This window comes from Achromobacter sp. ES-001 (genome assembly GCF_019448355.1).
Taxonomy (GTDB): Bacteria; Pseudomonadota; Gammaproteobacteria; order Burkholderiales; family Burkholderiaceae_B; genus Achromobacter; species Achromobacter spanius_B.
This window is the reverse complement of sequence record NZ_CP079940.1, coordinates 1371379-1396940: the sequence shown is the minus strand read 5'-3', so window position 1 is coordinate 1396940 and position 25562 is coordinate 1371379. Positions and strand designations below refer to the sequence as shown.

The 25562-nt window shown below is 63.0% G+C and carries 21 protein-coding genes and 1 pseudogene; 5 read left to right on the top strand and 17 right to left on the bottom strand.

Features of this window, described 5'->3' with window-relative positions; genetic code table 11:
• The first annotated feature begins 28 nt into the window (after positions 1-28).
• A complete protein-coding gene (mfd, locus tag KYT87_RS06215) occupies positions 29-3511 on the top strand; it encodes a transcription-repair coupling factor (RefSeq protein WP_185975316.1) in 3483 nt (1160 codons plus the stop codon).
• A gap of 24 nt (positions 3512-3535) precedes the next feature.
• Complete coding sequence (gene serB, locus KYT87_RS06210; protein ID WP_104142974.1) at positions 3536-4393, top strand: phosphoserine phosphatase SerB; 858 nt, start codon at positions 3536-3538, stop codon at positions 4391-4393.
• 111 nt (positions 4394-4504) lie between these two features.
• Here serB and KYT87_RS06205 read toward each other — a convergent pair whose 3' ends face one another.
• The 17 genes from KYT87_RS06205 to KYT87_RS06125 form a co-directional block, all read right to left on the bottom strand.
• On the bottom strand, positions 4505-6781 hold the full coding sequence (locus tag KYT87_RS06205; RefSeq protein ID WP_219991855.1) for a TonB-dependent siderophore receptor: 2277 nt from the start codon (positions 6779-6781) through the stop codon (positions 4505-4507).
• Positions 6782-7043: 262 nt separating this feature from the next.
• Positions 7044-7373 (bottom strand): DUF2818 family protein, encoded by a 330-nt coding sequence (locus KYT87_RS06200; protein WP_219991854.1) that lies wholly within the window; start codon positions 7371-7373, stop codon positions 7044-7046.
• A 13-nt stretch (positions 7374-7386) separates the two neighbouring features.
• Entirely contained in the window at positions 7387-8871 is a 1485-nt protein-coding gene (nuoN, locus tag KYT87_RS06195) for an NADH-quinone oxidoreductase subunit NuoN (RefSeq protein WP_046802546.1), read from the bottom strand.
• A gap of 9 nt (positions 8872-8880) precedes the next feature.
• Positions 8881-10383: an NADH-quinone oxidoreductase subunit M gene (locus KYT87_RS06190; protein ID WP_046802545.1), complete on the bottom strand. Its 1503-nt coding sequence runs from the start codon at positions 10381-10383 to the stop codon at positions 8881-8883.
• A complete protein-coding gene (gene nuoL / locus KYT87_RS06185; RefSeq protein ID WP_046802544.1) occupies positions 10380-12422 on the bottom strand; it encodes an NADH-quinone oxidoreductase subunit L in 2043 nt (680 codons plus the stop codon). Before nuoL ends, KYT87_RS06190 begins: the two co-directional genes overlap by 4 nt.
• A gap of 17 nt (positions 12423-12439) precedes the next feature.
• Positions 12440-12748, bottom strand: a complete 309-nt coding sequence (nuoK, locus tag KYT87_RS06180) for an NADH-quinone oxidoreductase subunit NuoK (RefSeq protein ID WP_006217969.1) — start codon at positions 12746-12748, stop codon at positions 12440-12442.
• Complete coding sequence (locus tag KYT87_RS06175; protein ID WP_219991853.1) at positions 12745-13401, bottom strand: NADH-quinone oxidoreductase subunit J; 657 nt, start codon at positions 13399-13401, stop codon at positions 12745-12747. Before KYT87_RS06175 ends, nuoK begins: the two co-directional genes overlap by 4 nt.
• A 17-nt stretch (positions 13402-13418) precedes the next feature.
• Positions 13419-13907, bottom strand: a complete 489-nt coding sequence (gene nuoI / locus KYT87_RS06170) for an NADH-quinone oxidoreductase subunit NuoI (protein WP_006217967.1) — start codon at positions 13905-13907, stop codon at positions 13419-13421.
• Positions 13908-13928: 21 nt separating this feature from the next.
• Positions 13929-15002, bottom strand: coding sequence for an NADH-quinone oxidoreductase subunit NuoH (nuoH, locus tag KYT87_RS06165; protein ID WP_046802542.1), 1074 nt, complete (start codon positions 15000-15002; stop codon positions 13929-13931).
• Positions 15002-17329: an NADH-quinone oxidoreductase subunit NuoG gene (gene nuoG / locus KYT87_RS06160; RefSeq protein ID WP_219991852.1), complete on the bottom strand. Its 2328-nt coding sequence runs from the start codon at positions 17327-17329 to the stop codon at positions 15002-15004. The genes nuoH and nuoG overlap by 1 nt, the downstream gene beginning before the upstream one ends.
• A gap of 15 nt (positions 17330-17344) precedes the next feature.
• Complete coding sequence (gene nuoF, locus KYT87_RS06155; protein ID WP_046802540.1) at positions 17345-18712, bottom strand: NADH-quinone oxidoreductase subunit NuoF; 1368 nt, start codon at positions 18710-18712, stop codon at positions 17345-17347.
• A complete protein-coding gene (gene nuoE / locus KYT87_RS06150) occupies positions 18709-19203 on the bottom strand; it encodes an NADH-quinone oxidoreductase subunit NuoE (RefSeq protein ID WP_006217963.1) in 495 nt (164 codons plus the stop codon). Before nuoE ends, nuoF begins: the two co-directional genes overlap by 4 nt.
• 47 nt (positions 19204-19250) lie before the next feature.
• Positions 19251-20507 carry an NADH-quinone oxidoreductase subunit D gene (locus KYT87_RS06145; protein ID WP_046802539.1) on the bottom strand — a complete coding sequence of 419 codons (1257 nt, stop codon included), beginning with the start codon at positions 20505-20507 and terminating at the stop codon, positions 19251-19253.
• A gap of 3 nt (positions 20508-20510) precedes the next feature.
• Complete coding sequence (locus KYT87_RS06140) at positions 20511-21137, bottom strand: NADH-quinone oxidoreductase subunit C (RefSeq protein WP_046802538.1); 627 nt, start codon at positions 21135-21137, stop codon at positions 20511-20513.
• Between the two features lie 75 nt (positions 21138-21212).
• Positions 21213-21689: an NADH-quinone oxidoreductase subunit B family protein gene (locus KYT87_RS06135; protein ID WP_006217960.1), complete on the bottom strand. Its 477-nt coding sequence runs from the start codon at positions 21687-21689 to the stop codon at positions 21213-21215.
• Between the two features lie 43 nt (positions 21690-21732).
• Positions 21733-22092: an NADH-quinone oxidoreductase subunit A gene (locus tag KYT87_RS06130; protein ID WP_006217959.1), complete on the bottom strand. Its 360-nt coding sequence runs from the start codon at positions 22090-22092 to the stop codon at positions 21733-21735.
• Between the two features lie 298 nt (positions 22093-22390).
• The gene (locus tag KYT87_RS06125) at positions 22391-23506 is read right to left on the bottom strand and encodes a porin (protein WP_104142964.1); all 1116 of its coding nucleotides are present in this window, start codon (positions 23504-23506) and stop codon (positions 22391-22393) included.
• A gap of 472 nt (positions 23507-23978) precedes the next feature.
• Between KYT87_RS06125 and KYT87_RS06120 the strand changes: the two genes are divergently transcribed.
• The 3 genes and pseudogenes from KYT87_RS06120 to KYT87_RS06110 all read left to right on the top strand — a co-directional run.
• Positions 23979-24620, top strand: coding sequence for a TetR/AcrR family transcriptional regulator (locus tag KYT87_RS06120; RefSeq protein WP_370638751.1), 642 nt, complete (start codon positions 23979-23981; stop codon positions 24618-24620).
• The gene (locus KYT87_RS06115; RefSeq protein ID WP_104142960.1) at positions 24617-25060 is read left to right on the top strand and encodes a PaaI family thioesterase; all 444 of its coding nucleotides are present in this window, start codon (positions 24617-24619) and stop codon (positions 25058-25060) included. Before KYT87_RS06120 ends, KYT87_RS06115 begins: the two co-directional genes overlap by 4 nt.
• A pseudogene (locus tag KYT87_RS06110) lies at positions 25057-25443 on the top strand (NAD(P)-binding domain-containing protein); the annotation flags it as partial. The gene KYT87_RS06115 and the pseudogene KYT87_RS06110, both read left to right, overlap by 4 nt.
• Positions 25444-25562: the final 119 nt, after the last annotated feature.

The following is a 25562-nucleotide window of genomic DNA, read 5'->3' as shown; positions in this document are numbered from 1 at the left end:
GTGCGGTGATTTTATAATCTTCCGCTTGATGCCTGCTTCCACCCTGATGCCCACCGCCACTTCCCCCGTCACCGCCGCGCCGCCCGTCCCCGCGACCGCCCCTACTTTGTCCGCGCTGAAACCCGGCGCGCGCTATGCGCAGCCCCGGCCGCCCGGCTCCGGCGACGCCTGGTTGCTGGCAGACCTGGCCCGGCAGGCACAGGCGCCGCTGGTCATCCTGACGGCCGAACCGGTAGAGGCCCAGCGGCTGGCCGAAGAAATCCAGCTGTTTGCCCCCGACCTGCGCGTGCGCCAGCTGCCCGACTGGGAAACCCTGCCCTACGACGCGTTTTCGCCCCACCAGGACTTGATTTCCCAGCGCTTGCATACCCTGCATTCGCTGATGATGAAAACGGTGGACGTGCTGACGGTGCCGATCACCACCGCGCTGTATCGGCTGGCGCCGCCCTCGTTCCTGGCGGCCTACACGTTTTCGTTCAAGCAGAAAGACAAGCTGAACGAAGCCGCCTTGCGCGCGCAACTGACGCTGGCCAACTACAACCACGTCACCCAGGTCACGGCGCCGGGCGAATTCTGCCTGCGCGGCGGGCTGATCGACCTGTTCCCGATGGGGTCGGTGGTGCCCTACCGGCTGGACCTGTTCGATGACGAAATCGAAACCATCCGCAGCTTCGACGTGGATACGCAGCGCAGCCTGTACCCCGTGCGCGAAGTGCAGCTGCTGCCCGGGCGCGAATTCCCGATGGACGAAGATTCGCGGACCCGCTTTCGCGCGCGCTTCCGGGAAGTGTTCGAAGGCGACCCGTCGCGCGCCCTGCCCTACAAGGACATCGGCAACGGCATCCCGTTCGCCGGCGTCGAATACTACCTGCCGCTGTTCTTCGAAGAAACCGCCACGCTGTTCGACTACCTGACTACGGGCACGGTCACCGTCACCGTCGGCGATATCGATGACGCCATCCAGCGCTTCAACCAGGACACGTCCAGCCGCTACGGCTTCTTGAAGAGCGATCGCGAGCGCCCCGTCCTGCCGCCTTCGGCTCTGTTCCTGGATAGCGAAACGCTGTACACGCGCTTGAAGGAATTCCGCCGTCTGTCGTTGACCGCCGGCGACCCGCACCCGGACTTTCGCGCCGTGCCCGATGTGAGCGTGGCGCGCCGTTCCGACGACCCCATCGCCAAACTTCGTGCCCTGGTGCAAACGCGTCAGACCCGGGTGCTGCTGTGCGCCGACTCCGCCGGCCGGCGCGAAACGCTGGTGCAGATGCTGAACGAGTTCGGCGTTACGCCCGATGCGCAGCCCGACACCATCGAAGCGTTCCTGGCGTCCGACGCCAACTTCGGCATCGTGGCCGCGCCGCTGGCCACGGGCTTCGGCCTGCCCCAGGCGAATCTGGCCTTCCTGACCGAAAACGACCTGTACCCGGGCCACGCCGGCACGGGGCGCCGCGGCAAGCGCGACCAGGAACGGGCCAGCAATGTCGAAGCCATGGTGCGCGACCTGTCCGAACTGCGTGCGGGCGACCCCGTCGTCCACGCCCAGCACGGCATCGGCCGCTATCACGGGCTGGTCAACATGGACATGGGCGAAGGCGAGATGGAATTCCTGCATCTTGAATACGCCAACGGCAGCACGCTGTACGTGCCCGTATCGCAGCTGCACGTAATCGCCCGCTACAGCGGCGCGGACCCCGATGCGGCGCCGCTGCATCAGCTGGGTTCGGGCCAGTGGGACAAGGCTCGCCGCAAGGCCGCCAAGCAGGTGCGCGACACGGCCGCCGAGCTGCTGGCGCTGTATGCGCAGCGCGCCGCGCGCGAGGGCTTTGCGTTCAACCTGCCACTGAACGACTACCAGGCCTTTGCTGAAGGCTTCGGCTTTGAAGAAACCGTTGACCAGGCCGCCGCCATCGAAGCCGTGATTGCCGACATGACGTCGGGCCGCCCGATGGACCGGCTGGTGTGCGGCGACGTCGGTTTCGGCAAAACGGAAGTTGCCTTGCGCGCCGCCTTCCTGGCCGTGGCCAACGGCAAGCAGGTCGCCCTGCTCTGCCCGACCACGCTGTTGGCCGAACAGCACGCGCAGACGTTTTCCGACCGCTTCGCGGATTGGCCGGTGCGCGTCGTCGAGCTGTCGCGTTTCCGTTCCGGCAAGGAAGTGGCGGCCGCCGTCGAAGGCATCAACGACGGCCGCGTCGACATCGTGATAGGCACGCACAAGATCCTGTCCAAGGACGTGAAGTTCAAACGCCTGGGCCTGGTCATCATCGACGAAGAGCACCGTTTTGGCGTCCGGCAGAAAGAAGCGCTGAAGGCGCTGCGAGCCGAAGTCGACGTGCTGACGCTGACGGCCACGCCGATTCCGCGCACGCTGGGCATGTCGCTGGAGGGCATCCGGGACTTCTCCGTGATCGCCACCGCGCCCCAGAAGCGCCTGGCCATCAAGACGTTCGTGCGCCGCGAAGACGGCAGCACGCTGCGCGAAGCGCTGCTGCGCGAGCTCAAGCGCGGCGGCCAGTGCTACTTCCTGCATAACGAAGTGGAAACCATCCACAACCGGCGCGCCCGGCTGGAAGAACTGGTGCCCGAAGCACGCATCGCGGTCGCGCACGGGCAGATGCCCGAGCGCGAGCTGGAACAGGTAATGAAGGGCTTCTACCAGCAGCGCTACAACGTGCTGCTGTGCACCACCATCATCGAGACGGGCATTGACGTGCCCAGCGCCAACACCATCGTGATCCACCGCGCCGACCGCTTCGGGCTGGCGCAGCTGCATCAGCTGCGTGGGCGCGTGGGCCGGTCGCACCACCAGGCGTACGCCTACCTGCTGACGCCGGGCGAAGACGCCATCACCACCAATGCGAAGAAGCGCCTGGAAGCGATTCAGGCCATGGAAGAGCTGGGGTCCGGTTTCTACCTGGCCATGCACGACCTGGAAATCCGCGGCACCGGCGAAGTGCTGGGCGATTCGCAGTCGGGCAACATTCAGGAAGTGGGCTTCTCGATGTACAACGAGATGCTGAACGAAGCCGTGCGCGCGCTGCGCGTGGGCGAAGAACCCGACCTGGACGCGCCGTTCAACCTGGCGTGCGAAGTCAACCTGCACGCCCCGGCCCTGCTGCCGTCCGACTATTGCGCCGACGTGCATGCGCGCCTGGGCATCTACAAGCGCCTGGCCCACGCGGCCGATGAAGACGACCTGATCCACATCCAGGAAGAACTGATCGACCGCTTCGGCAAGCTGCCCGAAGCCGCGCAAACGCTGCTGACGACGCATCGCCTGCGTCTGGCGGCGCAACCGCTGGGCATCATCAAGATCGACGCCAGCGAGACGCAGGCACTGATTCAGTTCGGCCCCAAGACCAGCGTTGACCCCGCGCGCATCATTGAACTGGTGCAGCGCCAACGCAACATCAAACTGGCAGGACAGGATAAATTGCGCGTTGAGATCAAAGCCGCGCAGATCCCCGCCCGCTCAGACGCCATCCGCGCCGTGCTGCGTGCCTTGAAGTAATTCCCCAGACCCTTCCTTTTTCTTATGACCACCCATCACTTAGTCGTCCAATCCCCCGGCCTGACCGTCGAACACGCGGAACAGCTGGCCGCGTTGGCCCAGGCCCAGGGCGTGGCGCGCATCAGCAACACCGCCGCCCGCCTGCTGGACGTGCAGCACGATGCGCTGACCCGCGCCGAAGTGGTGGCCTGGGCCGACCGCAACGGTGTCGACGCGGCGTTCCTGCCCGCCGGGCTGAAACTGTCGCAGTGCAAAGTGCTGGCGATGGACATGGACTCGACGCTGATCAACATCGAATGCATCGACGAGATCGCGGGCGTGGTGGGCGTCAAAGACAAGGTGTCGGAAATTACCGAAGCCGCCATGCGCGGCGAAATCAAGGACTTCGCGGAAAGCCTGCGCCGCCGCGTCGCGCTGCTCAAGGGCGTGCCGGCCGCAGCGCTGGAACAGGTCTATGTGGAAAAGCTGCGCCTGAACCCGGGCGCGGAACGCCTGGTTTCCACGGCGCAAGCCGCGGGCATCAAGGTCCTGCTGGTTTCGGGTGGCTTCACCTTCTTCACCGATCGCCTGCGCGAACGCTTGAACCTGGACAGCGCCCACGCCAACACGCTGGAAATCGACAACGGCGTGCTGACGGGCCACGTGCTGGGCGACATCCTGGACGCCCAGGCCAAGGCCGTCTACCTGCGCGAATTCGCGCGCACGCACGGCGCCACCAAAGACCAGATCATCGCCATCGGCGATGGCGCAAACGACCTGCTGATGCTAGGCGCCGCGGGCTTCCCGGTGGCCTATCACGCCAAGCCGGTCGTGCGCGAGCAGACGCGCTTTGCCTTGAACGTCACGGGGCTGGATGGGGTGTTGAACTGGTTTGAAAGCTGATCGGGCCAGAAGCCGATCGCGCCGTAGCGCCAGGCAGCAAAAAAATAGCCACCTTCGAGGTGGCTATTTTTCATCCCAGCGTCTGATTTTGGCGTTTGATTTCGCCTCTGATCAGTAACGCATCTTCAGCGTCAGCAACGCCGCGCGCCCCGTACCCAGCGCCGCATAGTGCGCCGCGTAGGCCTTGGTGTAGTACGTTTCATCGAACAGGTTCAGCACGTTCAGCTGCGCCGAATAGTGTTCGTTGAATTCGTACGCCGCCATGGCGTCAAAGCGCCAGTACGACGGCACCCAGCGCGCCTTGGGCGTGCCGTCCGCGTTGCGGGTGGCATCCGAATTGCCGTAGACCTTGTCCACGTAATAGGCGCCGCCGCCCACCGTCAGCTTGGGCAGGACCTTGTAGGTGGTCCACAGGCTGAAGGCGTTGCGCGGGGTGTTGGGCAGGTCCTGGCCGACGGCGCCGCTGTTGTAGGCGCCCTTGGTCATTTCGCTATCCATGAAGGTATAGCCGCCAAACACGTTCCATCGGGGCGTGATGTTGCCCGAGAAGCCCAGTTCGATGCCGCGCACCTTGGCCTCGCCCACCTGCGCGACTTCGGTGGCCGACACGGCCACGCTGGTGTTCTTGCGGGTGTCGTGGAAAGCCGCTGCCGACAAGGTCAGCCGGTCGTCGAAGACCTGCCACTTGGTGCCCACTTCCACGGTGCGGCTCTTTTCGGGTTCAAGCGACGAATTGCTGATCGACGTGGCATCGCTGATCGCGCCGGCCGCAATGGCCGATGGCGTGGACGAGGTGCCGTAGGTGGCGTAGATGGTGCCGTTGGGCACGGGCTTGTACGCCAGGCCGACCTGATAGTTGAACAGGCTGTCGTCGCGGCTGGTGCTGTAGAAGTCCGGGGTGCCGGCCGGGTCGTTGCGGCCGGCGGCGATGTTGCTGCCGCTGGTGCGGTAGTTGTCCCAGCGCGCGCCCAGGCTGGCCTGCCACTGTTCGTTGAACTTGATGGTGTCGAAGCCGTACAGGGCCAGCGTGTCGGTGTTGTAGCGGGCGGGGTTGTTGTTGCGGTTCAGCTTGCCCGGATAGTCGGTCCCCGGGTCCGGGTCCCACAACGACGCGCACAACGCGGGGTTGGCGTAGGTGTTGCGGCCATTGGTGGTGGCGGTCACGCAGTTGCTGCCGCCGGCGGGCACGCCCGACTCGGTGTAGCCGTCTTTGTTCTGCTTGATGTTGCTGTATTCGAAGCCCAGGTCGAACGAATGCTTGAGGCTGCCCGTCTCGAATTCACCCGTCAGGTCGGTCTGGTTGGCGAAGCTCTTGGTGACGTAGTAACCCGACTTCAAGGCACGGTACACCAGCCCATTGGGCACATTGCCCTTGCTGTCGTCCGGGTTGGTGGCGGCGAAGTCCGTCGTGCCACGGCCATAGCGGGTCACGTTGCGCAGTTGCAGCTTGTCGGAAAAATCATGCTGGAAGTCCACGGTGGCCACGTCGTCGCGCGTCTTCATGAAGTCGCGCCCGGTCAGGCCGTAGAACGACTTGCGGCTGACCCCCATGGTCTCCGTCACCGGCTGCCCCGTCTTGGGGTCATACGGGATGGAGTAGTCCGGCATGCTGTCGTCTTGATAGTGGTAGTAGCTCAGCGTGATGCGCGTCGGCGTACCCACGCCCAGCATCAAGGACGGTGCCACGCCCCAGCGTTCGAAATCCACGGCATTGTCGCGGCCGGCCACATCGCCCTTGTTGCCCATCACGTTCAAGCGGAACGCGGCCTTATCGGCCAGGCGCCAGTTGCTGTCGATGGTGGCGCGATAGTTGTTGTCGGTGCCGATCTGCGCGGTGGCTTCAGTGAAGTCCGTCACCTTGGGCGCCTTGCTGACCATGTTGATGCTGCCGCCCGCGCCGCCCCGGCCCGAATACACCGAGTCCGGGCCCTTGATGACTTCCACCTGTTCCAGGTTGAAGGTGTCGCGCACCTGCGTGCTGCTGTCGCGGATGCCGTCCAGGAACAGGCTTCCCGCGGAATTCTGACCCCGGATGATGGGCAAGTCGCCGCCCGGACGGCCGCCTTCGCCAGCGCCGAACGTGATGCCCGGCGAATTGCGCAGCACGTCTTGCAGCGTCGATGCAGCCTGGTCCTGGATCACCTGCTTGGGCACCACCTGCACGGTGCGCGGCGTGTCGAGCAGCGGCGCCGTCATTTTGGGCGACGGCACCGTGCTGGTCTGGTACGAAGACCCTTCGCCCTCCACCCGAACCGGCGAAAGCTGCGTCACCCCGGAATCCGCGGACTGCGCGGCGGCGTACGGGCTGATGAACAGGGCGGGCGCCGCAATGGCCGCGGCAAGCGAGGTAGCGAGCGTATTCAGCGAATACGAATCTTGGGGCTTCAAACCAGCTTCTCCAGAATGTGAATAGCAACGATTCTTGTTTTTTTTACAGGTTGCGATTTTGATCCTGGCGGCTGAATGACACCTGAATGAAAGCTGAGTGGCGCGCGAAAAGATGAAAAAACAACAGTGACGGCACATAGGGGGACACGGTCGCCGCCGGCCGCCATAGCCTTTCCAAGCCGCGAGGCCCGAAGGGTGAAGAGTTTCAAGCACCCAAAAGAAAAACGCCCCGTAGGGCGTTTTCAAGGCACTGGCGGGGCTTTTACACCCGCAAGCGAGGGTGACGCTTGAACAAATAGCGGTACACGAAGCCCGGATAGGCCAGCACCAGATACAGGCTAAGGGTAATCGCGTAGAACTCCCACGTCTGGGCAAACCGATTGCCCAGCGTGGACTCGAAGGCGAAACCCAAGGCGCCAACCAGCGCGTAGAACACCAGCACTTCCACCAGACGCATCCAGAACGGCTTGACCGTCACCGCCCCGCCCTGCTTGAAGGGCAAGACGGCGAACACGCGTTCGGTCAGGAACGGCAGGTTGGCGCTGACCAAAGCCAGCGCGATCAACTGCCATACCGCCAGCGTCTGGTTCATGGCCGGGTTCCGCTTACAGGCTCAGCGACGAGCGAATCGCCTGCACGCACAGCGCCATCAGACCACCAGGCAACAGGCCCAGCAGCAGCATCATGGCGCCGTTGATGGACAGCAGACCGCGCTGGCCAACCGTGGCGACGATCGGGGCAACATCGGCCACCGGCTCGTCGAAGTACACGACCTTGACGACACGCAGGTAGTAGAACGCACCGATCAGCGAGAACAGCACGGCCACCACGGCCAGCGTCACGTGGCCGGCGCTGATCAACGCTTGCAGCACGGCCAGCTTGGCGTAGAAGCCCACCAGCGGCGGAATGCCGGCCAGCGAGAACATCAGCAGCAGCACGATGAAAGCGTGCCACGGGCTGCGGCGGTTCAGGCCCTTCAGGTCGTCGATGTGCTCGCACTCGAAACCCTGGCGCGACAGCAACAGCACGATGCCGAAGCTGGCCAGCGTGGTCAGCACGTAGGTCAGCATGTAGAACAGCGACGCGCCATAGGCGGCGGACGACAATTCCGGCTTGCCAGCGACCGACCCCGACATCAGGCCCAGGAGCACGAAGCCCATGTGCGAAATGGTCGAGTAAGCCAGCATGCGCTTGAAGTTGGTCTGCACAATGGCGGTCAGGTTACCGATAGCCAGCGACAGCACCGCCAGGATCATCAGCATCGGCTGCCAGTCGGCGGCCAGGCCATGCAGGCCATCCACCAGCAGGCGCAGCGTGATGGCGAAGGCGGCCAGCTTGGGCGCACCGCCCAGGATCAGCGTGACGGCGGTCGGCGAACCTTGGTAGACGTCCGGCACCCACATGTGGAACGGCACGGCGCCCAGCTTGAACGCCAGGCCCGACACCAGGAACACGATGCCGAACACCAGCGCCATCTTCTCGGCCTTGCCGGCGGCGATGACCTTGGACACTTCGGCCAGGTCCAGGTGACCCGTGGCGCCGTAGACCATCGACATGCCGTACAGCAGGAAGCCCGAGGCCAACGCGCCCAGCACGAAGTACTTCATGGCGGCTTCGGTGGCCACGACGTCGTCGCGACGCAGCGCGATCAACGCGTACAGCGCCAGCGACATCAGTTCCAGGCCCAGGTAGATGGAAATCAGGTTCCCGGAGGAAATCATGACCATCTGACCCAGCAGCGCGAACAACGTCAGGACGTAGAGCTCGCCGCCCTTGAGCATGTCACGCACTTGCGCATAGACGCGGCCGTACACCAGCGTGGCGCCCACGGCGATGTAGGACGCGATCTTCAGCAGGTGCGACAGTTCGTCGGTGACGTACAGGCCATTGAAGGTTGCGCCCGCAACGCCGTTCTTCCATTGCACGGCCGACACAACGGTCAGCACGCCCAATACCAGCATGGTCAGCAGGAACGTCGGCTTGCGCTCGGGGTGATTGCTGACCGCGTCGACGAGCAGGATAGCCAGGCCGGAAACCAGCAGAAGGATTTCCGGCGCCGCCAGGGCGAAATCGATTTGGGATTGCATCATTGTCTTGTCTTACAGTTTCGAGACGGCAACGTGTTGCAGCAGGGCCTCGACCGACACGTGCATGACGTCGGTAAAGGGCTTGGGATAGATCCCCATGTACAACACGGCGATCGCCATCACGCCAAGAATCACAAATTCGCGGCGGTTGATATCGGTCAGCTCGCGGACGTGGTCGTTGGCGATGTCGCCCAGGACCACACGCTTGACCATCCACAGCGAATACGAAGCACCCAGGATCAGGGCGGTAGCCGCCAACAGGCCGATCCAGAAGTTGTGTTCGACGGCGCCCATGATCACCATGAACTCGCCGACGAAACCGCTGGTGGCCGGCAGGCCGCTATTGGCCATCGAGAACAGGATGAAGAACGTCGCGAAGCGCGGCATCACGTTGACCACGCCGCCGTAATCGGCGATGCGGCGCGAGTGCATGCGGTCATAGAGCACGCCGATACACATGAACATGGCGCCCGACACGAAGCCGTGGGAGATCATCTGCACGATGGCGCCTTCGACGCCGGCCGTGTTGAAGATGAAGAAGCCCAGCGTCACGAAACCCATGTGGGCCACGGACGAATAAGCCACCAGCTTTTTCATGTCTTCCTGGATGATCGCGACCAGGCCGATGTAGATCACCGCGATGAGCGACAGCGTGATCATCAGGCCCGCCAGGCTGTGCGAGGCGTCAGGCGTGATCGGCAGCGAGAAGCGCAGGAAGCCATAGGCACCCAGCTTCAGCATGATCGCGGCCAGCACGATGGAGCCGCCCGTGGGCGCTTCCACGTGAGCATCCGGCAACCACGTGTGCACGGGCCACATCGGCACCTTCACCGCGAACGCCGCCAGCAGCGCCACGAAGATCAGGATCTGCGGGGTCTGGCCAAGCTTGACCTGGTGCCAGGTCAGGATGTCGAACGAACCGCCCGATGCGTGCCACAGGTAGATGAACGCGATCAGGGTCAGCAGCGAACCCATCAACGTGTACAGGAAGAACTTGAATGCCGCATACACGCGGTTCGGTCCGCCCCAGACGCCGATGATGATGTACATCGGGATCAGCGTGGCTTCGAAGAACACGTAGAACAGCATGCCGTCCAGCGCGGCGAACACGCCCACCATCAGACCCGACAGGATCAGGAAGGCGGCCATGTACTGCGACACGCGACTGGTGATGACTTCCCAGCCGGCCAGCACCACGATGATGGTGATGAACGCGGTCAGGAGGACGAACCACAGCGAAATGCCGTCGATGCCCAGGTGGTAATTGACGTTGAAGGCTTCGATCCACGAGGCCTTTTCCACGAACTGCATGGCGGCCGTGGTGTTGTCAAAACCGGTGTAGAGCGGAATCGTGACGAGGAAGCCGGCAAAGGCGCCGACCAGCGACAGGCCGCGCGTCAGACCGGGACGGTCGTCACGGCCCACCGCCAGCACCAGCAGGCCGAATACGATCGGGACAAAGATCGCAAGCGTGAGCCAGGGGAAAGTGTTGGATGCCATCTCGCTTGCCATCATTGGGGAATCAGCACAAAGAAAGTCACCAGCGCCATGATGCCGATGATCATCGCGAACGCGTAGTGATAGATGAAGCCGGATTGCAGGTGGCGGCTGACCGCTGCCACCCAACCCACGACGCGGGCGCTACCGTTGACCAGCAGGCCATCGATGATGCCGCGGTCGCCGGTATTCCACAGGCCACGGCCCAGGGCGCGCAGGCCGCGAGCGATGATCTGCTCGTTGACCCAATCCACGTAGTACTTGTTTTCAAGCACTTTGTTGACGCCGGACAGACTGGACTTGATCGCGGCCGGAACCTTGGGATTGATCAGGTAGCAGTACCAGGCAATGACGAAACCGGCAACGACCAGCCAGAACGGCAGCGTCTGGAAGGCATGCAGGCCATAGGCGACCCAGCCGTGCCATTCTTCTTGCAGTTCGTGCATGGCCGGATGCTGCGGCAGCACCGTGATCACGCCGTTGAAGAACTTGCCGAACAGCATTGGGTCAACCGCCCAGGCGCCAACCAGCACCGACGGAATCGCCAGCAGGATCAGCGGCAGCGTCACCACCCAGGGCGACTCATGCGGCTTGCCGCCATGATGGCCGTGACCGTGGTCGTCGTGACCGTGGTCGTCATGCCCATGCGCGTCGTGGCCATGGCCGTGACCGTGGTCGGTGGTGTCAAAGCGTTCCTTGCCGTGGAAGACCAGGAAGTACACGCGGAACGAGTAAAGCGAGGTCACGAACACACCGATCAGCACGGCGTAGTACGCGAAGCTTGCGCCCCAGACGTTGGCGTGGCCGGCGGCTTCGATGATGTTCTCCTTCGAGTAGAAACCCGAGAAGAACGGCGTGCCGACCAGGGCCAGCGTGCCCAGCAGGAACGTGATCCAGGTGATGGGCATGTACTTGCGCAGGCCGCCCATGTTGCGGATGTCCTGGTCGTGGTGCATGCCGATGATGACCGAACCGGCGCCCAGGAACAGCAGTGCCTTGAAGAACGCGTGCGTCATCAGGTGGAAAATGGCCACCGAGTAGGCCGAGGCGCCCAGCGCGACGGTCATGTAGCCCAGCTGCGACAGCGTGGAATACGCGACAACGCGCTTGATGTCCGTCTGGATGATGCCCAGGATGCCCAGGAACAGCGCGCCGATGGCGCCGATCACGATGATGAACGACAGCGCCACGTCCGACAGTTCGAACAGGGGCGAGAAGCGCGCCACCATGAAGATACCGGCCGTCACCATGGTGGCGGCGTGGATCAGCGCGGAGATCGGGGTCGGGCCTTCCATCGAGTCAGGCAGCCAGGCGTGCAGCGGAACCTGGGCCGATTTGCCCATGGCGCCGATGAACAGGCAGATACACGCGACCGTCAGCAGCATCCAGTCGGAACCCGGCAGGGTCATCGTGGCCAGCTTGTCGGCTTGGGCGAAGACGTCGCCGTAGTGCATCGTGCCGGCGTACGCGAACAACAGGCCGATACCCAGCACGAAGCCGAAGTCGCCGACGCGGTTGATCAGAAATGCCTTCATGTTGGCGAAGATGGCCGTCGGGCGGGTGTACCAGAAACCGATCAGCAGGTACGACACCAGGCCCACCGCTTCCCAGCCGAAGAACAGCTGCACCATGTTGTTCGACATCACCAGCATCAGCATGGAGAACGTGAACAGCGAGATGTACGAGAAGAAGCGCTGGTAGCCGGGGTCATCGGCCATGTAGCCGATGGTGTAGATGTGCACCATCAGCGATACGGACGTGACCACGACCATCATCATGGCCGACAGCGGATCGATCAGGAAGCCGATTTCCAGCTTGGTCTGGCCGATCAGGCTCCAGGTGTAGACCGCGCCGTCAAAGCGCAGGCCGTTGAGCACGTCGCCCAACACCACCACCGAACCGATGGCGGAGATAAGTACGCCAAGAATGGTGATGACGTGGGACGCGCGGCGGCCGATGGGACGGCCCAGGAAGCCGGTGCCGAAAAGGCCCGCGAGAATTGCTCCGGCCAGCGGTGCCAGCGCGATGAGCAAGTAGAGATTGGGTGAGCTAGACATTTTCTTCCAATACCCCGTCAGCCCTTCAGGCGATCGAGTTCGTCAACGTTGATCGTGTTCAGGTTGCGGAACAGCAGCACCAAAATGGCCAGGCCGATCGCCGCTTCAGCGGCGGCCACGGTCAGGATGAAGAACACGAACACCTGGCCGGCGGTATCGCCGAACCAGCTGGAGAACGCCACGAAGTTCATGTTGACGGCCAGGAGCACGAGCTCGATGGACATCAAGAGAATGATCAGGTTGCGGCGGTTCAGGAAGATGCCGAAGATCCCGATGGCGAACAGGATCGCCCCAAGGATCAGATAGTGAGCCAGCGTCAGCGTCATTGTTTTTCTCCTTCGGGCGCAGCGGCGGCGGCGGACGTTCCGTCACGCTTGGCCTGGGCACGCTCGCTTTGGGCGGGCATGTTGACCATGCGGAAGCGGTCCTTCGAACGGACGCGCACGGCGGCTACCGGGTCGTTGTACTTCACGTCGCGGCGGCGGCGCAGGGTCAGCGAAATCGCGGCGACCATACCCACCAGCAGCAGCGCGGCGCCCACTTCAATGGCGTAGACGTACTGCGTGTACATGACTTCGCCAAGCGCGCGAGCGTTGTTGTAGTCGCCGGCAACCGGGGCTTGCGGACCCGAACCGTACCAGGTGGAACCCAACACGAAGGACATTTCCAGCACCAGCACCAGACCGATCACCAGGCCCAGCGGCAGGTAGGTCTTCATGCCCTGGCGCATGGTGTCCATGCGGATGTCCAGCATCATCACGACGAACAGGAAGAGCACCATCACGGCGCCCACGTACACCAGGACCAGCAGCAACGCCAGGAACTCGGCGCCCAGCAGCATCCACAGCATGGCTGCGTTGGAGAATGCCAGGATCAGGTGAAGTACGGCGGTGACCGGGCTGCGCGCGGTGATCACGCGGAACGCCGCGATCACCAGCACGGCGGCCAGTATGTAGAAAAGGACAGTGGTAAAAGTCATGGATCAGACCCTGGGCTTCAACGGTAAGGAGCGTCGTCGGCCCGGCGGCGGGCGATGTCGGCTTCGTAGCGGTCGCCCACGGCGAGCAGCATGTCTTTGGTGAAATACAGGTCGCCGCGCTTTTCACCGTGGTATTCGTGGATATGGGTTTCCACGATCGAGTCCACGGGGCAGCTTTCCTCACAGAAGCCGCAGAAAATGCACTTGGTCAGATCGATGTCGTAACGCGTGGTGCGGCGGGTGCCGTCCTCGCGCTGGTCCGATTCGATGGTGATCGCCAAGGCCGGGCACACGGCTTCACACAGCTTGCACGCAATGCAGCGCTCTTCCCCGTTGGGGTAGCGGCGCAACGCGTGCAGGCCGCGGAATCGCGCCGACGTCGGCGTTTTTTCCTGCGGGTAACGCAAGGTGACCTTGCGCTTGAAAAAGTACTTGCCCGTCAGGCGCATGCCCTTGAGCAACTCGGTCAGCATCAGGCTGCCGAAGAAATCTTTGATCGCTTCCATATCCTGCCTCTGCCTGGCGGCTTAGCGCCAAATGTTCCAGGGCGTCTGCATCCAGATCGCCACCACGACCAGCCAAACGCCGGTCAGCGGGATGAAGATTTTCCAACCCAAACGCATGATCTGGTCATAGCGGTAGCGCGGGAACGAAGCGCGGAACCACACAAACAACGAGACCACAACGAACGTCTTCAGACCGAGCCAGATCCAACCCGGAATCCAGGTCAGCGGCGCGATGTCGATCGGGGAAGCCCAGCCGCCCAGGAACATGATCGACGCCATGCAGGACAGCAGGATCATGTTGGCGTATTCACCCAGGAAGAACAGGGCGAAAGCCATACCCGAGTACTCGACCATGTGGCCGGCCACGATTTCCGATTCGCCTTCGACGACGTCGAACGGGTGACGGTTGGTTTCAGCCACGATCGCCACGACGTAGATCACGAACAGCGGCAACAGCGGCAACCAGTTCCAGGACATGAACGTCAGGCCCTTGTCGGCAAACCAGCCGCGGTTCTGAACGTTGACGATCTCGGACATGTTCAGGCTGCCCGACACCAGCAGCACCGTGACAAGCACGAAGCCGATGGCCAGTTCGTAGGACAGCATCTGTGCCGAAGCGCGCAGCGCGCCCAGGAACGCGTACTTGGAGTTCGACGCCCAGCCCGCCACGATCACGCCATACACGCCGATCGACGTAATAGCCATGATGTACAGCAGGCCGGCGTTGACGTTGGCCAGCACGACATCAGGACCAAAAGGAATCACGGCCCAGGCAGCCAGCGCGGGCATCAGCGTGACCACGGGGGCCACGACGAACAGCACCTTGTTGGCTTCGCTGGGAACGATGACTTCCTTGGTCAGCAGCTTGAACACGTCGGCAAACGGCTGCAACAGCCCCCTGAACCCGACACGGTTCGGACCCACGCGCACATGCATGGCGCCAATCATCTTGCGTTCCCAGTACGTCAGGTACGCAACGCACAGAATGATCGGCACGGCGATGATCACAATCTTGATGAGGGTCCAGAGGACCATCCAAACCGTCGGGCCCAGCAATTGCTGCCCGTGGCTCTCAAGAACATTAAGCCATTCCATCAGGCACGCTCCACGCTGAGTTGACCGAATGCGCCACCCAGGGCTGCGGTGTTTTCAAAGGCCGCGGAGATGCGCACGGCGCGGTCGGCCACGGCATCGTCCTGCACGGTTTCGAGTTCGACGGCGCCTTCGGCACCGGCCACACGCACCTTGACTCCGGCCGTCAGGCCGAGGCTGGCGAGCGTACGGCCGTTCATGGCGGCGGCGGGCTTGCGGGATGCGGGGGCCGCTTGCAGCGGTTCCGAGCGACGGACCATGGCGTCGGTGCGGTAGATCGGCACATCGGCCACGCGTTCCAGGCCGGTCAGCGCTTGGCCCAGGCCCAGCGGCGCCTTGACGTCGTTGGACAAACGGCCTTCGATGCCGCCGGCCAGCGCGGCATCGCGCACCGATTCCGACGTTTCATCGTCAAAGCCGGCCAGATGCAGCACGTTGCCCAGCACGCGCAGGACCTTCCAGCCCGGACGCGTCTGACCCATCGGTGCAACCGTGCCCTTGAAGCTTTGCGCCAGGCCTTGCGCGTTGACGAAGGTGCCCGACGTTTCGGTGAACGGCGACACCGGCAACATGACGTCGGCCCATTCGGCGGCTGCCGAACGGTACGGCGTCAAGGCCACGGCGAACTGCGCGCCGCGCAGCGCGGCGATGGCTTGCTGGCCGTTATCGGCGTCCAGCAGCGGTTCGGCGTGCAACACGATGTAGGCCTTGAGCGGCTCGGCCAGCATGGCGGCGGCGGTCTTGCCGCCCTTGCCCGGAACAGCGCCGGCCAGGTAACCGCCGACGGTGTTGCCGCCAGAGGTCAGGAAGCCGAACTTGCCGCCGGCCAGGTTCGCCACGGCGCGGCCGTTGGCGGCCAGCGTCGTCGCTTGCGCACTGGCCACGGCCATGTTGCCCAGCAGCACGGCGGTGTTGGCGCCGGAAGCCAGGCTGGCGGCGATGAGCTTGGCGTTTTCGCCCGGGGTGACCGAGGCGAATTCGGCCGGCACGGCTTGTTCCTTGGCTTGCGCCAGGGCAACGGCCACTTCGGCCAGCGCGCGCGGCAGCTCGGACGGCGCCACGGTGATGCGGGCGGCGACGGGCAACAGGGGATCGTCAGCGGCGCTGTCGACCATCAGGATTTGCGTGCCGCGCTTGGCGGCCTGGCGCAGGCGTTGCGCCATCAGCGGGTGGTCCTTGCGCAGGAACGAGCCGACGACCAGGACGCGGTCCAGGTTGTCGAGTTCAGCGATGGGCATGCCCAGCCACGGCGCACCGGTCAACGCGGCGTCAAAGGCCGGGTCGGTCTGGCGCAGACGGAAGTCGATGTTCTCGGAACCCAGCGCGCGGACCAGGCGGCCCAGCAACGCATATTCTTCCGTGGTGGCGTATTCGGAAGCCAAGGCACCGATCTGGCCGGCGCCGAAGCTGTCGCGAACGCGCGACAGGCCTTGCGCCACGGCTTGCAGCGCGTCGGCCCACGAGGCTTCCTGCCACTTGCCGTCGGTGCCCTTGATCATCGGGGCGGTCAGGCGGTCGTCGCTGTTCAGGCCTTCGTACGAGAAGCGGTCGCGGTCGCTGATCCAGCATTCGTTGACGGCGTCGTCTTCGAAGGGAACCACGCGCATGACGCGGTCGCCCTTGACCTGAACCACCAGGTTGGCGCCCAGGCTGTCGTGCGGGCTGACCGAACGGCGGCGGGCCAATTCCCAGGTACGCGCGCTGTAGCGGAAAGGCTTGGAGGTCAGCGCGCCCACCGGACAGATGTCGATCATGTTGCCCGAGAGCTCGGACTCGATCGAGCGGCCGACGAACGTCGTGATCTCGGAGTGTTCGCCACGGCCCAGCATGCCCAATTCCATGACGCCGGCAATTTCCTGGCCGAAGCGCACGCAGCGGGTGCAGTGGATGCAGCGGGTCATTTCCTCGGCGGAAACCAGCGGACCCAGGTCCTTGTGGAACACGACGCGCTTTTCCTCTTGGTACCGCGAGGAAGAGCCACCGTAGCCCACGGCCAGATCCTGCAACTGGCATTCGCCGCCCTGATCGCAGATCGGGCAGTCGAGGGGGTGATTGATGAGCAAGAATTCCATCACCGACTTCTGAGCGGCGCGAGCCTTTTCAGAGCAGGTGTGGACGACCATGCCGTTGGTCACGGGCGTGGCGCAGGCGGGCAGCGCCTTGGGCGCTTTTTCCACTTCAACCAGGCACATCCGGCAGTTGGCCGCGATGGACAGTTTCTTGTGGTAGCAGAAATGCGGCACGTAAAGCCCGACTTTCTGAGCGGCATGCATGACCATGCTGCCTTCGGGCACTTCGACCTGATTGCCGTCGACGGTTAGTTCAACCATTGCTGTTCCTGAGACCTACAGATATTGCGGGACCACACAAGACTTATGCTCGATGTGGTGCGCGAATTCGTCGCGAAAATGCTTGAGGAAGCCACGGACGGGCATGGCGGCGGCGTCACCCAGGGCGCAGATGGTGCGGCCCATGATGTTGCCTGCCACGTTGTCCAGCAAGTCCAGATCTTCCGGACGGCCGTGACCGTTTTCGATGCGATGCACCATGCGGTAGAGCCAGCCGGTGCCTTCGCGGCACGGCGTGCACTGGCCGCAGCTTTCCTCGAAATAGAAGTACGACAGACGCAGCAGCGACTTCACCATGCAACGCGTTTCGTCCATGACGATCACAGCGCCGGAGCCAAGCATCGAGCCGGCCTTGGCGATGGAGTCATAGTCCATCGTGCATTCCATGATGATGTCGGCCGGCAGCACCGGGGCGCTGGACCCGCCAGGGATCACCGCCTTCAGTTTCTTGCCGCCGCGCATGCCGCCCGCCAGTTCAAGCAGCGTCGAGAACGGGGTGCCCAGCGGGATCTCGTAGTTGCCGGGGCGTTCAACGTCGCCGGTGATCGAGAACAGCTTGGTGCCGCCGTTGTTCGGCTTGCCGACCTCCAGGTAGGCCTGGCCGCTGTTACGGATGATCCACGGCACAGCCGCGAACGTTTCCGTGTTGTTGATCGTGGTGGGCTTGCCATACAGGCCGAAGCTGGCCGGGAACGGCGGCTTGAAGCGCGGTTGGCCCTTCTTGCCTTCCAGCGATTCCAGCAGCGCGGTTTCTTCGCCACAGATGTAGGCGCCGTAACCGTGGAACGCATGCAGCTGGAAGCTGTAGTCCGAACCCAGGATCTTGTCGCCCAGGAAGCCGGCGGCGCGCGCCTCTTCCAGCGCTTCTTCAAAGCGTTCGTACACTTCGAAGATTTCGCCGTGGATGTAGTTGTAGCCGACGCTGATGCCCATGGCGTAGGCCGCGATCGCCATGCCTTCAATCACGATGTGCGGATTGAAGCGCAGGATGTCGCGGTCCTTGAACGTGCCCGGCTCGCCTTCGTCCGAGTTGCAGACCAGGTACTTCTGGCCGGGGAACGCACGCGGCATGAAGCTCCACTTCAGGCCGGTCGGGAAACCCGCGCCGCCACGGCCGCGCAAGCCCGATGCCTTGACTTCGGCGATCACGTCCTCCGGCTTCATGCCGGTGGTCAGGATCTTCTTCAGGGCTTCGTAGCCGCCGCGCTTGACGTAGTCTTCGAGGCGCCAGTTGGCGCCGTCGACGTCGGCCATGATCTGCGGCTTGATGTGCCGGCCATGCAGGCACATCGAATTGGACAGGTCATTCAGCGGGTTGGGATCAAGCCCTTGCGCGAACTGCTTGTACAGGTCGGGCGCGTTCATGCCGACTCTCCTTGGACCTTGAGGGCCGCGACCAGCGCGTCCAGCTTCTCGTCCGTCATGCGCACGCACATATGCTTGTTGTTCACGATCAGCACGGGGGAATCGCCGCAAGCGCCCATGCATTCGCCTTCAACCAGCGTGAACTGGCCGTCGGCGGTGGTTTGACGGTAGTCGACACCCAGCTTGCGCTTGAGGTATTCGCCGGCACGGTCGCCATCGCGCAAGGCACAGGGCAGGTTCGTGCAGACGGCGATCTTGTTCTTGCCGACGGGCTTGACGTCGAACATGTTGTAGAACGTGGCGACTTCCTGCACCGCAATGGGCGGGACGCCAATGTAATTGGCCACATCTTCAATGGTTTCGGTAGCCAACCAGCCCTTCTCTTCTTGCGCGATGGCAAGCGAGGCCATGATGGCGGACTGCCGCTGGTCGGCCGGGAACTTCGCGAGTTCTCGGTCGATTTTCTGGTAGGCCTGTTCGGAAAGCAGCATAGTTTGAATCCGGGTTATGCGGGCGTGCTCGTGACTGTCTGGGCGGATCAGCGATCGATCTCGCCGAAAACGATGTCCTGCGTACCAATGATGGTGACGGCGTCGGCGATCATGTGACCGCGCGACATTTCATCCAACGATTGCAGGTGGACAAAGCCGGGGGCCCGAATCTTCAGGCGGTAAGGCTTGTTGGCGCCGTCCGACACCAGATAGATGCCGAACTCGCCCTTGGGATGCTCCACCGAGGCATACGCCTCGCCCGGGGGCACGTGGAAACCTTCGGTGAAGAGCTTGAAGTGGTGAATCAGCTCTTCCATGTTGGTCTTCATGGCGGTGCGCTTGGGCGGGGCGATCTTGTGATTCTCGATCATGACCGGGCCCGGGTTGTTGCGCAGCCACTCCACGCACTGGCGGATGATGCGGTTACTTTCACGCATTTCAGCGATGCGGACCAGATAGCGGTCGTAGCAGTCGCCGTTGACACCCACGGGGATGTCGAAATCGAGCAGATCGTAGACTTCGTAGGGCTGCGTCTTGCGCAAGTCCCAGGCGACGCCGGAGCCGCGCAGCATCGGGCCGGTAAAGCCCAGCGCCTTGGCACGGTCAGGGTCGACCACGCCGATGCCCACCAGGCGCTGCTTCCAGATACGGTTGTCCGTCAGCAGCGTTTCGTACTCGTCGACGCAGCCCGGGAAGCGGTTGGTGAAGTCTTCGATGAAGTCCAGCAGCGAGCCCGAACGCGCGTCATTCATGATGCGCATTTCTTTGTCGCCACGGTATTTGCTGGTGTCGCCGTACTGCGGCATCGTGTCCGGCAAATCGCGGTAGACGCCGCCCGGACGATAGTAGGCCGCGTGCATGCGCGCGCCCGAGACCGCTTCGTAGCAGTCCATCAGGTCTTCGCGTTCACGGAAGGCGTACAGGAACACCGCCATCGCGCCCACGTCCAGCGCGTGCGAACCCAGCGACATCAGGTGGTTCAGCAGACGGGTGATTTCGTCGAACATCACACGGATGTACTGCGCGCGCAGCGGGGCTTCAACGCCCAGCAGCTTTTCGATGGCCATGACGTAGGCGTGCTCGTTGCACATCATGGACACGTAGTCCAGGCGGTCCATGTAGGGCAGCGCCTGGATGTAGGTCTTGTGCTCGGCCAGCTTTTCAGTGGCGCGATGCAGCAGGCCGATGTGCGGGTCGGCGCGCTGGATGACTTCGCCGTCCAGCTCAAGCACCAGGCGCAACACACCGTGCGCGGCCGGATGCTGAGGACCGAAGTTAAGCGTGTAGTTCTTGATTTCTGCCATGATTTAACGCCCCAAGCCGTAGGAGTCTTCGCGGACCACGCGCGGAGTGATCTCGCGCGGATCGATCGTGACCGGCTGGTAAATGACGCGACGTTGTTCGGGGTCGTAACGCATTTCGACGGTACCCGACAGCGGGAAGTCCTTGCGGAACGGATGGCCGATGAAGCCGTAGTCGGTCAGGATGCGGCGCAGGTCGGGGTGACCTTCGAAGACGATGCCGTACAGGTCGAACGCTTCGCGCTCGAACCAGCCCACGGCCGGCCAGCACTCCATCAGCGACGCCACGATCGGGAATTCGTCATCGGCGGCCCAGGTACGTACACGCAGGCGCCAATTGTGTTCGATCGACAGCAGGTGGATCACCACGGCGAAACGCGCGCGGTGCACCTTGGCGCTGGGTTCCTCGGGCAGCTGGCGCGTGCCGTTGCCCCAGGTCAGGTAGTCGACGCCACAGAGGTCGATACAGGTTTCAAAGCGCAGGCCGGCTTCGGTGCGCAGCTTGTTGCAGACCGAGAACCATTGCTGCGCGGGCACTTCGAGCGTGAGCTCGCCCAACGCCTCGGTCAGCGCAATATCGGCGCCGAGGGTGGTCTGCAAATTGTTTTTCAGGGTTTCGAGCCTGGTCATCATCTTGTACGCTTAGGTGAACCGATACGCTGGTATCGCAGGGCCGGCGGCAAGGACTGCCGCGGACGGGGCGAGAGATCAGCGCGCAATCGTGTTGGTCAGGCGGATCTTGTTCTGCATTTGCAGCAAGCCGTAGACCAGCGCCTCGGCCGTGGGCGGGCAGCCCGGCACGTAGACGTCTACCGGTACGATGCGGTCGCAGCCACGAACCACCGAATACGAGTAGTGGTAGTAGCCACCGCCATTGGCACAGGAGCCCATGGAAACGACCCAACGCGGCTCGGGCATCTGGTCGTAAACCTTGCGCAGCGCCGGCGCCATCTTGTTGCACAGCGTGCCAGCAACGATCATCAGATCGGACTGACGCGGACTGGGACGGAAGATGATGCCGAACTGGTCCAGGTCATAACGGGCTGCGCCCGCGTGCATCATCTCAACCGCGCAACAGGCCAGACCGAAGGTCATGGGCCACATGGAGCCGGTCTTCGCCCAATTAAGGAACTTGTCGGCGCTGGTTGTGATGAACCCTTGCTTGAGAATGCCGTCTATAGCCATATTCGTCTCTGATAGCGTGCGGTGAAGAAAAACCCGTGGGGGTTTATTCCCAGTCCAGCGCGCCCTTTTTCCATTCGTAGATGAAGCCGACGGTCAACACGGCTAGGAAAACCATGACCGTCCAGAAACCGACGAGTCCGACTGTGCCTTGGGCGATGGCCCACGGGAACAGGAACGCGATTTCCAGGTCGAAAAGAATGAACAAAATCGCCACCAGGTAGTAGCGCACGTCAAACTTCATGCGGGCGTCTTCGAACGCTTCGAAGCCGCACTCATAGGGCGACAGCTTCTCAGCGTAGGGACGCCGCGGGCCAAGGAGGGAGCCGGCCGTTAGAAGCGCGAACCCGATAAGGGTGGCCACTACGATAAACAGCAGGACGGGAAAATACTGTTGCAGGTTCATTCAGGCGTCCGTCAAATGCGCAAACCTTAGGATTGTAGCATTCGCGTGGTTACTTCCGGCTGAACTCTGTAGCTTGAACAAGGGGTGAAAGACTGCATTCCTCAAATGGAACAATCGCAGTTTTCGAACCAGAAGCACAAGCATACAGGACTCAGCTGACAAGCTCCCGAGCGTCATAAAAAATCAGAACAAAGCACGAAAAAAAAGCCACCCCGAAGGGTGGCTTTATACGAACGAGCCGCAGCCCGTTCGTTCGCTTGCGCTTTATATCCAGACAGGGCTTGCGCCCTGCATTGGATTAGAAGCGGTGACGGACGCCCACGCCGACGGCGGTCGACTTCAGATCGTCGATGAAGGCGTAGTTCTTGGCGTACGAACCGTAGGCGTACAGGTTGGTGCGCTTGGACAGGTCGTAGGTGTAGCCCAGCGAGTAGACTTGGGTCGACTCATCGCCGCCGGTCAACTTGGTGTTGCTGGGATCAACCATTTGCCACGAACCGAACAGGCTGCTTGCGCCGCCGATCGGGGCGGACAGGCCGACCATGTACGAGTTGGCCTTGAAGCCGTCAGCGAAAGCGTTAGCACCGAAGTTCACGCTGCCGATGTTGGTGTCGACGCCTTGACCAGCGAACCAGCCGTCGGTCGTGCGAGCGTAGGCCAAAGCCAGCTTCACAACTTCGAAGTCGTACGAACCGCCGATGGCGTACTGACGCGGGGTGGCGTCAACCGAAGCCGACGACAGCTTGTTCGAGGCGTTCAGTTGGTCGTACGTCAGGGCGACGTTCAGGGGGCCGTTGACGTAGCGCAGACCGGTCGTGATGGCGCGGGTGTTGTCGGCGGTCTTGAAGCCGGTTTGCGAAGCGTTGGTGTCGTTCACGTTGAACGAGTAGCCGACGCCGAACTGGAAGCCGCTGAACGACGGGGTCTGATACATGACCATGTTGTCGTAGCGGTTCGTGTTGGCGGCGCTCAGAGCCACGCCGATGTTAGCTTGACCGAAGCCAGCGCCGAACGGGTCGATCGAGCCGAAGTACTTCGACGCGATGTTGGTTTGGCGACCGAAGTCCAGTTGACCCCAGCTGTCGCTGGCCAGACCGACGGTGGCTTGACGACCGAACAGGCGGCCGCCTTGAGCGGAGTTGCCGTTACCGGAGTTGAAACCCGATTCCAGTTGGAAAACAGCGCGCAGGCCGTCACCCAGGTCTTCCGAACCACGCAGACCCCAGCGCGAACCGTTCTGGACGCCGTTGATCATGCCGAAACGGCTGCCGTTCGCCGCATCGTTCGGGGCGCCGCTGATCTTGTTGTAGCCGAGGCCCGTGTCGATGATGCCGTACAGGGTGACAGACGTTTCTGCCTGGGCGACACCGGCAAAACCGGCGAGCAGGGCGGCAGCGAGCAGAGTCTTTTTCATTTAAGAAATCTCCGTTGATTTGAGTGACAAGAGCAGCAATCCAGCAAACCAGCCTGCCGCCCCCCTAACTCCGCGAAGGGAAGTTGACGCTATTGCATCAAAAATCGAGGGGACTGGCTATGGTCGGCATCAGAAAAGTGCAGGTTTGCGACACCCCTGTTGGGATCTTGCAACATCGCGAGGATGTCGCTCCAGTGGTGTTAGGGCTAACCCGAGCCCAAACGGGCAAGCACGTATCCATGCGACTTTCAGCCCTGCCCCTAATTATTCGGGGCGTTTTCCCGGCTGTCTTTCAGGCGCCTTTCGGATCACGCTGCATCCGCTTTGTACACGGATATCGGTTTTCCCCCAATGAACGGGCGTCGTATCGACCGCCGGCACGTTCAATTCCAATAACATTGTTATTACTAAAAATCGTCGATATTATTACCCCACCCTCTCCCCCACCCTTCCCCGCTTTTTTCTTCTGCCCATGCCCGTTTCCCCGTCCGACCATCCCGAACGCAATGAACGCAACGAGCGCAACGAGCGCAACGAGCGCCTGAACGCGCTGCGGCGACAGATGGTCCTGGATGCCGCGCAGCGCGTCTTCGCGCGCGACGGCCTGGAAAAGACCACGATCCGGGCAATCGCGAAGGAAGCCGGCTGCACGACCGGCGCGATTTACCCCTGGTTTGCCGGCAAGGAAGCGCTTTATGGCGAACTGCTGGACGAGTCGCTGCTGGGCCTGCACGAACATCTGGCTGACGCGGCGGCCTGGCCCGCTTCCGGGGCGGCGCGCAAGACCATTCACGCCTTTTTCGAGTACTACGCCCAGCGGCCGACGGATTTTTCGCTGGGCCTGTACCTGTTCCAGGGGCTGGGGCCGCGCGGCCTGGGCAGGGACATGGACGAAAAGCTCAACGCCCGGTTGCGCCAATGCGTGGACCATATCGGCGCCGCGCTGGCGCGTACCAAGTCCTGGGACCCCGCCACCGTGGCGGTCGAACAGATGAACGTGTTCACCTATCTGATGGGACTGCTGCTGTTGCAGCACACGCATCGCCTGAAATCCCTGGGCCAGCAGGCCGACGCCCTGCTGGACCACTATTGCCTTGCCCTGGAGCAACGATGACCGCCGCCCTACCCGCCACGGACGCCGACGCGCCACTGATCAGCCTGGCCGACTTTCACATCCTGCTGGCCGACCAGCATCCCTTTTCGCTGCTGTTGGGCATAGACGTCGTGCGCATCGGGCGGGGCACCGCCCGCGCCGTGCTGCCGGCCCGCGAGGCGCACCAGCGGCTGGGCGGCATCGTGGCCGGGCCTATGCTGATGGGGCTGGCCGATCTGGCCATGTACGCCGCCGTGGTCGGCGCCACGGGCCAGACGCACGCGGTCACGGCAAGCCTGACCATCAATTTCCTGCGCAAAAGCCCCGCCGGCGCCATTCATGCCGATGCGCGGCTGCTGAAGGTGGGCAGGTTGTCCGCCGGCGAAGTCATCCTGACCGGCGAAGGCTCGGCCGAACCCGTGGCCCATATCGTGAGCACGTGGTCCGTGCCCAAGCCATGAACCTGCGTATCAGCATCGTGGGCATGGGCGACACCGGCACCCTGGCCGCCCGGCGCTTGCTGGAGGCCGAGCCCGACATCGCGCTGACCGTGTACGACCTGGACCCGGAACGCTGCGAACCTTTTCGCGGCTCGGCGACGTTGGCCACTTCCGCGCGCGAAGCCTTGGCGGAATCGGACACGGTCGTGCTGGCGCTACCGCGCGAACGGGAGATTGACCGCACGCTGGAACGCTTCAGTGATGGCGCGGTGACCGCGCCGATCCGGGGCAAGCTGATCGTGGACTTGGCGCCGCCCCCGCCGGAACGCGCGCACCGGTTGGATCGCGCGGTCGCCCTGGCCGGCGGCCGCTATACCAGCATCCCGGGGTTGGTCATCGACGATGCCGGCACCATGGCGGGCGGTATTGCTGGCGGTATTGCTGGCGGTATTGCTGGCGGTATTGCTGGTGGTATTGCGGGTGGTATCGCGGGCGGCATTGCCGGCAATCCGGCAGGCAACGC